Origin of the sequence: Rhodopirellula sp. UBA1907 (assembly GCF_002337565.1) — a bacterium.
Classification (GTDB): Bacteria; Planctomycetota; Planctomycetia; order Pirellulales; family Pirellulaceae; genus Rhodopirellula; species Rhodopirellula europaea.
Genome location: NZ_DDGH01000016.1, coordinates 32263 through 43654 on the forward strand (window position 1 = coordinate 32263; position 11392 = coordinate 43654).

Sequence of the window (11392 nt, forward strand, 5' to 3'; positions counted from 1 at the left end):
TGATAAGTTTTTTTGATACCCGAGCGAAGGCTGCTCCGGCCGAATCGACCGTCAGGCTCGAATCGAATCAATCTGCTGGGCATCCCGCTTCTTTGGACCAAGCCGATCCTTGGTGCCAAAGGCGTCCAACATCGTGTTGTAGACATCAATTCCCTCCGCCCCAACGTCGATGATCTGGCCCGTCTTGAAGCGACCATTGGCGCCGGTGATGCAGTGGAAAACTCCCGACAACTCTCGCTTCACATCGTTGTGGCGACCATCTCCTGATTCGGTTGAGATGGTGATCAACGAGTCTCCAGAATTGTCCGCCCATTCGGCTCTTTACACTCATCGCTATCCAATGCACTCAGGAAGTAAGCAACCTCCTGCATCTTCATGTGAGCATGAGCACGGAGCGCCTCGTTCTTCTTTTTCTCGTTGAACTTGTGCCACCACTCGTGACTGCAGCCTTTGTCACCACCGGCGTTCTGCTGCTTCGCATCATCAAATTCCCACAGCTTTTTACCGTTGTACATGTAGTCGCCGGTAAGACGAATTCGTTCGCCAGCAGCCAGGAACGTCAGTGCACCAAAGCGAACGCGATCCATCTGAACGGCCAACGCATAAACGTCCGACAGCAAACGCCATTCGGATGAAAGCTGCTCCAACGTGATATCGATGCCTTGGCCACCGGGATCAGCCGGTCCGCCATGCGGAATGATCGAACGAGGCGGGATTTGCGGCCCGCTGGATTGCCGATGCTTCATCGCAAACGCTCGCTGCTCAAATTCGCGAATGCGATCCAAGTGATCCGCCACGCGGGCGCGAGACGATGCCCCGAAAGGCGAGTTGGCACCTGTGTAGTGCCGATAATCTTCGACGACCGTGTCCAACACGCTTCGCTTCAATCTCTCACTTCGATCGCCACCCGCCAAAGCGACGCCGCCAAACACACGCTCAAACAGTTCGCGAGGCTTTTCCTGAATCGTTGCCGCAACGGTTCCGTCCATGTTGTAACTATGGACATAGCGCCCAACCCGCGATCGGCGAAAGAATGTACCGCCGACCAATGTCGGCACCATGCCCTTTGGCAGACCGTTGGGATAGTGAGCGCGGCGAATCACCTGGTCAATGGACGGCCCGCCGGACTTGGCTTCGCCGTCGGGTGGCTCAGCGGTAAAAGCAGCGGTGGCGCCATCGTAGTGTGCATTGATGCCTTTTTCGTCGCAGCGAACCTGATCGACCTCACGCATGATCAGCAACTTCTTGCTTAGCGGCTGCAGTGGCTCAAGAACCCCTTGGAACCCTTCCTTCTGCAACGGCGCAGGAATGCCCAAACCGAAGAACACATTGAACGCACGAACCGGAATTTCCGGCGTCGCATTCGCGGCCGACGCAGTCGAGGTCAACATTTCTTCCAAAAGCGGTAGGCCAACCGTGGCGGCGCCCACGCTTCGAAGCATCGTGCGGCGGTGAATCCGTTTGTTCTTCATGATGGGTCCTATTGAAAACACTTGGACAGGTGAGCCTGGAACAACGCCCAGGCCAAGACTGCTGATTCAAATTGCTTGAGATGCTTTGGTTACGGTTCGTCCTGCGATCGAGTCTTCTGCACCAGATCGCTCATCACCACCGCCGTGATCACATCGGCGTACCGACCGCCCGCACTCGTAGCCGCCTGATGAATCCGCTGTACCTCGGTTGCATCACGGGCACCCAAAGGTCGCCCCATCGCGAATTGTGTCACTTTCCACGTCAGAGTTTCGCGAACGCGGTCGCTGGTCGACAGCAGCTTCATCAACTCAGAGGGCGTCGTGTATGGCTGCGGCTTTGCTTCGCCGGGGACCACGAGCTGACCTTCTGAACGAAGCTGATTGCCAAACTCGTCTTTGAGATGAAACGCCCCCAGTCCATCGAACTGCTCCAAGCCAAACGCGAGCGGTTCGAACTTGATGTGACAACCGCCGCACGATTCGTTCTGAATTCGATCCTCAGCGACATCACGATGAGTCATCCCGGGTTTTGGTGGCACCGGCGTCGTATCGACGCCCGGCGGAGGTGCACCGATCACACCACGAAGCAAGTCTCTCATCACGAACAGACCTCGCGTGACCATGGACGCATCATCGCCCCCAATCGTCAGCACGCTACCTTGCGTCAACAAACCTCCCCGGACGGGTTCACCCGACAGATCGTATCGACGAAGCCCACCTTCCTGCGGCTTCAAACCGTAGTGCTTGGCCAGCTGAGGAGTCGCGTAGGTGAACTGTGCGTCGAACAAATCGCTCATGGGACGTCCTTGCTTCCAGACCAAATCTTCGAAGAAGGCGAGCGTTTCGGCACGCATGTCCTGCCCCAATTCCGGCGTCCATTCAGGAAACCGCTCTTGGTTGGGCTGCATGTTGGTGAGCCGGTCCAGATTCAACCAGTCGGCTGCGAACTGCTTCGACCGCTCGACCGCTCGTCGATCCATCAGCATTCGCTCCACTTCCGCTTGGCAGCGATCTTTGTCCGCGAGTCGTCCATCTCGAGCTGCCTTCAACAAGGCTTCGTCTGGCGGCCCGCCCCACAGGATGTAGCTCATCCGCGACGCCAATTCAAAGTCTGTGACTCGCTGGTTTCCACCTCCGTCGGGCTGCGTTTCGATGCGATAAATAAACCGAGGCGATTGCAACATTGCCTCGACCATCAGCCCAACACCTTGTTCGTAGTCGCCGCCCGCACTTGCGACCGCAGTCAAAATTCCGCTGTAGTTGGTTACCTCGCGATCGTCCAACGGACCACGCAGCAACCATTCACCCGCCGCCGCGACAAATTTTCTTGCCGTGGCGTCCGTGTTCAGACTTTGTGACTTTGAAAAACGCTTGGCGAACTCGAGCACATCCAGTCGCTGAACGATCATTTCCGCAAGCTGCGAATAAGCCTCCACGTGTTTCAAGTCCACGCTCAGGTTGTATGCGGTGTTGCTAAACCCGTCGGCTCGCAGATCTGGCGGCAACAACCGCGTTGCTTCTTTGGCGATATCCACACCAACCGCACTGCGAACCGTTTCGATGTATTCGGAAACGGTGAGACGCTGAACCCAATGGTCACTTGCCCCCGGCTTGGAGGCGTAAACGGCGGGATCGATCATTTCGATCGACCAAACCGCCCCATCATCTATCCATTCTTTAATCACAGCCTGATCGGATGCTGAAAGACCGGGCCCCTGCGGCGGCATATCGCCGGAAACAATCTGCTCCCACAGCGGGCTTTCGTCCGCGTTGCCAGACAAAATCACTTTCCCGCTTTCGCCGCCCTCGAACGCGGCTAATTTGCGAGACAGATCCAGGTCACCTTTTTTCGAACCGGTATCGTGACACTCCAAGCAATGGCGGGCGAACAAAGGAGCCACCTTGGTCGCAAATGTTTGCTCCGCTCTCGCTAGTTCCCGACGTTGAGCTTCGTGCGGGTCGATACCAGCTTTTGGACCGGCGGAATAGTTTTGCGAGATTTCCGCGCTGCTCAATGCTCGGGAATAGATCGCAACGAGATGAAACTCACCCAACCAAGGCCGCTCCGCCTTTCGCTCATTCGCCAATATCAATGGAAAGCCGACATCCCAATTGCTCAGCCGCCCGGCCACTTTCCTCGACTCGGTTTGTTTGCCGTCGACATAAAAACGCACTCGGCCGTCACTTCCCCGAGTGAAGACCACATGGGCGAGTTTCGTTTCGGCCTTTCCGTTGCCACTGCCTGTATCAGGAATTCCGTTGTCGCTGGTCGACGTTGCTCTCAAACGAAACTGATACCGATCACGCTCCTGCCCCAGTGTGAAGTTTCGCTGAACTGAGTTGCTCGACATCGAAACAATTCGAGCAGGCCCCTTTTGAGAAGTGTTTGCTGGCTTGATCCAAGCTTCGATCGTCAATGCGTTGGACCGCTTGCACTGCTCGGCCAACTTGGTAGCCGAATGAACCGATTCGATCTTGGTTGCCGAACGCACCACCAGGGCGCTGTCTTTCCAAGTCACCGCGGATGGTTTCTCAATTTTCAGATCCAGCGATTTCCCGTTGCCGCTGCGATCTTTAACCACGTCGCCTTCGCCTTCCTCAAACGTATAAAACGCCGAGAGACCAGCACTGACCCGCGTCGCATCCGCCGCGGATGCTGGTGGAGCAGACACCTGCACGATTGCTCCACACGTGATGGCAACGAAGGCACACCAACGAAGTTCCATCGCGATTCTTCGCTCATTCACCATTGATCGATCCGCTAGCTCGCAGGGCGTAGGCGCTAGCATTGATGCCAACACCGCCCCCTACTGTAACGCAGCACACCGCAATTTGCTGGTAACGGGCAGCACGAGGCCACCGAGAGACGCTTCAGAACGTTGCCAGTAATGAGGCGCCGGCAACACTGCACAGACGAGAGCCCTCAAAAACTTGTGGCTATGGCAGTCGTTTCGCCCGAGGTAGATCGAGCTTGAGCCATTGAAAATCGAGTCAGTCGCAGAGCACGACGTAGGCGATTGCTTGTGTGCGACACCCACCGAGACTCAAGTGAATCGCATCAATCTCCGCTTCTTCCGCCAACTCCGCGGCGATGCCATGCAGCTCAATCGACGGGCCTTCACTTGGATGCGTCGCGATTTCAATGTCAGTCCAACTGACGCCTCGCCGATGACATCGCAGTGCCTTGAAGACGGCTTGCTTGGCCGCCCACCGGCGAGAGAAATGGCCCGTCGCGTCGGGCCGCTGAGCACAGTGGTCAATCTCGGCTGCCGTGAAGACACGCTCTAGAAATTGTTCTCCGTGCTGCTGAATCATTTGAGCGATCCGAGCACACTGAACAATTTCCGTCCCGACTGCCACGATTGCCATTGGTTAACGCAATCCACAATTGCGTCGGGCCCGGTCAACCACGCTGGCCGCGACCTCGCGAGCCCGCTTGGCACCTTCAGCCAAAATATCTCGTACCGTATCCAGGTCCGATTCCAACTCTTCACGCTTCGCTCGAGCCGGGGCAAAGTACTCTTCGCTCACTTCGGCGACGGCTTTCTTGATTTCGCCATATCCAAACCCGCCGGCGCGATACTTCGCTGCCATGGCCTCGACCTCGGCTGGACCAGCGAACAACTGATAGAGCTGGAACAAATGATCGTCGGTCGGATCCTTGGGATCTTCCATTGGCCGACTGTCAGTCACGATCCGCATGATTTGCTTGCGAATCTTTTTCACGTCGCCAAACAGCGGCAACGTGTTGTTGTAACTCTTGCTCATCTTCTGACCGTCGGTGCCAGGAACCTTCGCGCCGACGTCCAGTGTCTTCGCCTTGGGCAACACAAACGTCTCGCCGAACGCATGGTGAAATGAACCAGCCAAATCACGACAAACTTCGATGTGCTGAACCTGATCCACGCCAACCGGAACGATTTGAGAGTCGTACGCCAAGATGTCAGCAGCCATCAACACCGGGTAAGTGAACAAGCCAGCGTCAGCGGGCAACCCCTTGGCCTTTTTCTCTTTGTAAGCGTGGCAACGTTCAAGCAAACCCATTGGCGTTCCCGTCATCAGCAACCAAGTCAGCTCGGCTACTTCGGGGATATCGGACTGCACGAAGAGGTTGGCCTTGGAAGGATCCAATCCCAACGCCAACAAATCCAACGCGGCATTGATCACATTTTCGCGAAGCACTTCCGGTTCACGAACAGTGGTCAGGGCGTGCAAATCGGCGATGAAGTAAAAGCCCTCATTGTCTTCTTGCAAATCAATGTATTGGCGAATCGCACCGAAGTAGTTTCCCCAGTGGGGACGACCGGTTGGCTGGATTCCCGAGAGCACTCGCATAAGTCAGTCAAACAAAGAAGAAATTTCGATCAAAGAAAGCAACTCAGAACCTCTCAACTTAACCAAATCTCACGGCTTCGGGAGATCACCCCCCGACAAAGAATTGGCTTCGACGCGAAATTCAAAACCGTTCATCGCGATTGGCGACGGGGATCGCGAAACCAGTCTTTGCAAACGGAAACAACCAGCGTGCCATGCGAAGCTCATGGTCGCCCAACCGGCTATCAATTCGATTCAGTTTCGCTCGGAGCATCCACTGCGGGTTCATCGTCTGACTCAAGCAACTCATCCAGAGCTTCCAACATCTTGCGACGAGGTTCAGGATCGTTGGCTGGAAATCCCAGGTCTCGTGCGACAAAGCCAGTCTTTGGATGCAGAGAATTCGGGTTCAATCCAATCTCATCGAGCGGCTTTCGTTTCAAGATCATGATCGTCGCGGCCGCCAAATCTCGCACTTGAGCCTGGATTGGACTGTCTCCGATGAACTCAAAATCCGTCACGGGTCGCTCGTCACCCAACAACCCGCGCACCATGTCCACGTTGTTTTCATCGCCAAACCGGCTGATCAGCTGCAACGAAAAGGCAACTTCATCGATGCCAGATTCTGGTTGCTGGACAATCTTTTCCGCAAACGGCAGCGTTCGTTCCAGATCTCTCTGCAGCGACATCCATAAAACCTCGGGCCGACTCGCTTGGTTGCAACGCGGGATCCACCCCGCCAACAGAACGCGAAAAGGTTCGGCCAACTGGTCGTCCCGAAGAACCTCCGCCGTGACACTCATTCGCAACATCCGCAGCAAAGCTTCTTCGTGGATGTTCGACAGTTTTAATTCGGGATCGTTGAAGCAAAGCAGCATCGCGATCACATCCGGTGCTGATGGCAACTGCGACTCGATCAACTGACGCCGCTGAACTCGCGCGATCACCTTTTCCAAAGCGGCCATCCTGGCCTCCGTGCTGACCTCGAGTGCCTGAACAAGATCTTCGTGCCTGAGCATCATCTCGACGAAGACTTCTCGCAGTCTCGGTCCATCTCCCAAAACCCGTTGAAAAACTTCCCAACCTTCGAACGATCCGGGCTCGCCCTCAAGAAACGAATCGATCCGTCCGGCGACGGCACTGTTGACGATTCCCGTCGCAACATCTTCCGCTCGAAGACGGACTTCCAAATCATCGTGCTCGATCGCCGCGGTTCGCAGGGCCGGGAGAGCGTCATCAGCCAACTTCCTCAAACCAGCGGTCGCTTGTTCACGAACAGCAAACTCGGGTGCACCAAGCTGTGAGATCAATTCGGCGATCTTGATTTGTACTTCCTGTTCCTCGCCTGATCCTTCCGTCTGCTCTCCGGGGTCCGATTGGTCTTCGCCAAACCCTGGTATCACCGTCGGAACGTCTTCTGGCATGACCGCCTGAGCCTGAAAGACGCTGGCAATTTTCTCCGGGTCCATCGGGGGCTTGCGAAACGATTTCATCGCCACGCGATCCGTTCCTGGATCGCTCTCACTCGATTCCGCGGGCGGATTGGAATCAGTTGGCGAATCAGCTTCGCTGGCTTGCCCGCATGCGACCGTGGGTGACAGCACCAACACTGCAACCACCAACGCGGACGAACGAATCCATTCGGTCGTGAGAAAGGTTGAGAACAAAACGTCAGCCTAACGGGAAAGGTTTGCGTAACGGGAAATCTGGACGGCAACCGCGCTTTGAAGTGTACCAAGAACCACGCTCAGACAGCAGCGATCCTGGAACCGCCACTTTGGCCAGAGAATTGTTCGGTTTCGAAGATTGGCCCCCCGGAGAAAGGCCTAGCTCTTCCGGGCGGCGAGCGTGCCGAATACGGTCCGCCCCAAAAGGCGAAAAAGCGAGGCAGAAAATCGGTTGCCCAAAACTGACGCCGTGGCTAGGCTGAAGGCACGTCGTGGAGAAATCGCATCCCCTCCACTGTGACGTTTGTTTAGGGATTTGCGGCCGCTTGCAGCCTCACTGCTAAAAAGCCAACACATGAAACCGATCGCAATCGATCCGGTCGAAATGACCGACCATGCGTCCCGCGCCGCGGGACCTTCTTCCACGGGTTTGTCGACCCAGTGCGTTCACGGGAACATTGATCCCGATTCGCCTTCGCGACAACACGCCGAGGGCGCCATCACGGCACCGATCTACTCAGCCTCGACTTTCACGTTCGAATCCACTGACAAACTGTTAGATTTTGTCGAAGGTCGCGAGCAACGCGAAGAGTACGGGCGGTACGGGAATCCAAACGAACGTTTGGTCGAACAGAAACTGGCCGCACTCGACAATGCGGAAGACGCGGTGGTTTATTCCAGCGGCATGGCGGCGATCGTCGGGTTGCTGATGAGCCGCTTGTCATCCGGCGATGAAATCATTTTCTTCGACCAGTGTTACCACCGCAGCCGTGAATTCTGCGGCAAACATTTGGCGAAGTTCGGTGTCGTCACCCGACAAGTCCCGACCGGTGACTTTGCCGCGATGGAAGCCGCGATCACCCCGCGAACCAAGATGCTGGTCAGCGAGTCGCCCACCAACCCGCACCTGACATGCGTGGACCTGGAACAGTTTGTTGCTTTGGGCAAAGCACACGAAATCGAAACGCTGATCGACGCGACTTTGGCGACCCCGCTGAACGTTCGCCCGCTGGATCACGGCGTCGATTACGTTTGGCACTCCGCCACCAAGTACCTCGGCGGGCACAACGATTTGTTGGCGGGAGTCATTTCTGGCCGCAAAGAATTGCTGGATCCGATCCGGGCCCTCCGCGGTTGTTTGGGAAGCGTGACGTCGCCGCACAGCATGTACTTGCTCGAACGCGGATTGAAAACGTTCTCGTTGAGGATGCAACGTCACAACGAAAACGGTCAAGCCGTGGCCGAATTCCTCCATCAGCATCCCAAGATTGAACGTGTCTACTACCCGGGTTTGCCAAGCCACCCGACTCACGCAATCGCTAAAGAACAAATGCTGGGATTCGGCGGCCTGATCACTTTCACGGTCAAAGACGCTGACTGGAAAACCACGTCACGCGTCGTCGACGGAGCCAAAATTGCTCGCATCGCTCCCAGCCTCGGTGGCACCGAATCGTTGATCGAACAACCGCTGGTGATGAGCTATTTCCATTACAGCCCGGAAGAACGAGCTTGCTTTGGAATCGCTGACAACATGATTCGATATTCTTGTGGCATTGAAGATTCAGCAGACTTGATCGCGGATCTGGATCAAGCGTTGGCGGCGATCTGAGATGAGCTCTTCCAACTCGAACCACAAGTTTCGAACTCGCGCGATTCACGTCGGCAACGAAGTGGATCCACAAACCGGCGCGGTTGTTCCGCCCATTCATTTCGCCAGCACGTTTCGCCAACCCGGCGCGGGCGAGTGGGGCCAATACGACTATTCACGCAGCGGCAACCCAACTCGGACTGGCCTGCAAGACACGCTCGCCTCACTCGAAAACGGTTGCGGATCGCTGGCGTTTTCGTCGGGCATGGCCGCCATTCACGCGGTCACCATGCTGTTGGAATCCGGTGATCACGTCGTTGCGGGATCTGATATCTACGGCGGTGCCTACCGATTGCTGCACCAGATCTGCAATCGCAGCGGCATCGAAGTCACCTTGGTTGACGTCACCGATTTAGATGCAATCGAAAACGCGATCACCGATCGGACCAAGCTGATTTGGACCGAATCGATCGGTAATCCTCGGATGACGATTTCCGATTTGCCGGCGATCGCTCGCTTGGCAAAGTCCAAAGGAATCCTTTCAGGCGTCGACAACACGTTCGGCACCCCGGCACTTCTGCGGCCATTGGATTTCGGCATCGACATCGTGATGCACTCGGCAACGAAGTACCTGGGCGGTCACAGTGATTGTTTAGGTGGAACATTGGCGGTCGCAGATTCCGAGCTCTACGACCAGCTTTACTTCGTCCAGAACGCGACCGGTGCCGTGCTCGATCCTATGAGCAGTTTCCTGATTTCGCGTGGGCTGAAGACTCTCGACCTGCGTGTTCGCGAGCAATCACGAACGGCACTTCGATTGGCGAAGTGGTTGGAAGCCCATTCCATGGTTCGATCCGTGCTCTACCCAGGTTTGGCATCGCACAACCAGCACGAGCTGGCCGGACAATTGTTCGGGCAACACCAAAGCGACTCAGATGAAACGCACTTCGGTGCCATGATCACGTTCGAACTGGATGCCACCTTGGACCAAGTTCGCGAGGTTTGCCAATCGACCGAACTGTTCCATTTGGCCGTCAGCCTCGGTGCGGTGGAGTCACTGATCGAACAGCCCGCCACGATGTCCCACGCTTCTTACGCACCGGAAGCTCGCGCGGCTCATGGGATCACCGATTCGTTGATCCGTCTTTCGGTTGGTCTGGAATCGCCTACCGATCTGGAAGCAGATTTGGATCGTGCGATCTCGATCATTGGTTAGCCCCCTCGTCTGTCGGGTGGAATTAGCCCAGGACAGAATCAGGTTGCCGCATCACTGAGAGCCGTCTCAGCGAGGGCTCGCTTTGCTCAGCGACTTTCGGATGCGATTGCACTAGAATATTGGCTGCGAATTCGCCCCCGCCTGCCGCCTGCCTGATTCCGTCCACCATGCGTTTCCCCGATCTGTTCACCTCCCGCGATGCATCGCGAGCTGCTGCATTGCAATGGATCGCGCGGCAGGCGGTCGAGGGACTGACCGCGGGACGCCATCGCTCACCCCACAAAGGGTCCAGCGTCGAGTTCAAAGAACACCGACCTTACGTTCCCGGCGACGAACTGCGAAACATCGACTGGCGCGCCTTCGGAAAGAGCGACCGACTCTACATCCGCGAATTTGAAGAAGAAACCAATCTGCGGTGCACGTTATTGGTCGACCGCAGCGGCAGCATGAAGTACGCCGGCAGCCGAGCATTGCAACTGACCGACTCCAGCACATCGATTGGTAAACGCAAACAAGATTACGCGACCGCGGTTGCGGTCGCGATTGCGTACATGATGCTTTCCAGCCAAGACGCGGTTGGACTGATGACATTCGACGACCGCATCGGCGACTCGTTGCCTCCGCGGACGACGCCCTCCCACTTGCAATCACTGCTCGCGATTTTGGCGGGCGATTCGGGTGGAGGTGAAACGGACTTGGGAACCGTCATTCGCCAAGCGATGTTGAAACTCCCTCGACGCTCGCTCGTGGTGCTGATATCCGACGGCCTCGGCGACCCGGAATCGCTGGGCAAGGCACTGGCTTCTCTGCGAGCTCAACGCCAAGAGGTCGTGTTTCTACAAATTCTCGATCCCGACGAAATTGACTTTCCTTTTCATGACCGAATCGAATTTCGCGACTTGGAAAACACTGATCATCGCGAAATCATTGACTCGAGACAGATTCGATCTCGCTACATCGAGTCACTTCAGCGTCACAATTCAACGTTGGAAGCGGCCTGTCGTCGCAACCGGGTTGACCATGCATTGATCACCTCCGACGTGCCGGTGGTCGATGCACTGGCACGTTTTGTGGCGTTGCGTCGCGGAGGCGGAGTCAGTGGTGCTTTGAGCCTGAACAACCCGGCCGCGCCCGA

Annotated in this window: 9 protein-coding genes; 3 read left to right on the forward strand and 6 right to left on the reverse strand. The window is 56.3% G+C overall.

Annotation, left to right across the window (positions count from 1 at the left end; all coding sequences use genetic code 11):
- Positions 1–51: 51 nt before the first annotated feature.
- The 6 genes from B2R17_RS04175 to B2R17_RS04200 form a co-directional block, all read right to left on the reverse strand.
- The gene (locus B2R17_RS04175) at positions 52–288 is read right to left on the reverse strand and encodes a hypothetical protein (protein WP_286762979.1); all 237 of its coding nucleotides are present in this window, start codon (positions 286–288) and stop codon (positions 52–54) included.
- Positions 285–1472: a DUF1552 domain-containing protein gene (locus tag B2R17_RS04180; protein WP_286762980.1), complete on the reverse strand. Its 1188-nt coding sequence runs from the start codon at positions 1470–1472 to the stop codon at positions 285–287. Before B2R17_RS04180 ends, B2R17_RS04175 begins: the two co-directional genes overlap by 4 nt.
- Positions 1473–1561: 89 nt before the next feature.
- Complete coding sequence (locus tag B2R17_RS04185; RefSeq protein ID WP_286762981.1) at positions 1562–4198, reverse strand: DUF1592 domain-containing protein; 2637 nt, start codon at positions 4196–4198, stop codon at positions 1562–1564.
- A 265-nt stretch (positions 4199–4463) separates the two neighbouring features.
- Positions 4464–4841: a holo-ACP synthase gene (gene acpS, locus B2R17_RS04190; protein ID WP_008655454.1), complete on the reverse strand. Its 378-nt coding sequence runs from the start codon at positions 4839–4841 to the stop codon at positions 4464–4466.
- A gap of 3 nt (positions 4842–4844) precedes the next feature.
- A complete protein-coding gene (gene trpS, locus B2R17_RS04195; RefSeq protein WP_008655455.1) occupies positions 4845–5807 on the reverse strand; it encodes a tryptophan--tRNA ligase in 963 nt (320 codons plus the stop codon).
- 224 nt (positions 5808–6031) lie between these two features.
- Positions 6032–7390: a hypothetical protein gene (locus B2R17_RS04200; protein WP_286762982.1), complete on the reverse strand. Its 1359-nt coding sequence runs from the start codon at positions 7388–7390 to the stop codon at positions 6032–6034.
- A 418-nt stretch (positions 7391–7808) separates the two neighbouring features.
- Between B2R17_RS04200 and B2R17_RS04205 the strand changes: the two genes are divergently transcribed.
- The 3 genes from B2R17_RS04205 to B2R17_RS04215 form a co-directional block, all read left to right on the forward strand.
- Positions 7809–9062: a trans-sulfuration enzyme family protein gene (locus tag B2R17_RS04205; protein ID WP_008655459.1), complete on the forward strand. Its 1254-nt coding sequence runs from the start codon at positions 7809–7811 to the stop codon at positions 9060–9062.
- Between the two features lies 1 nt (position 9063).
- Positions 9064–10257: a trans-sulfuration enzyme family protein gene (locus tag B2R17_RS04210; RefSeq protein WP_286762983.1), complete on the forward strand. Its 1194-nt coding sequence runs from the start codon at positions 9064–9066 to the stop codon at positions 10255–10257.
- A gap of 167 nt (positions 10258–10424) precedes the next feature.
- Positions 10425–11392, forward strand: a 968-nt coding sequence (locus B2R17_RS04215) for a DUF58 domain-containing protein (RefSeq protein WP_286762984.1), incomplete at its 3' end; no start/stop codon positions are given.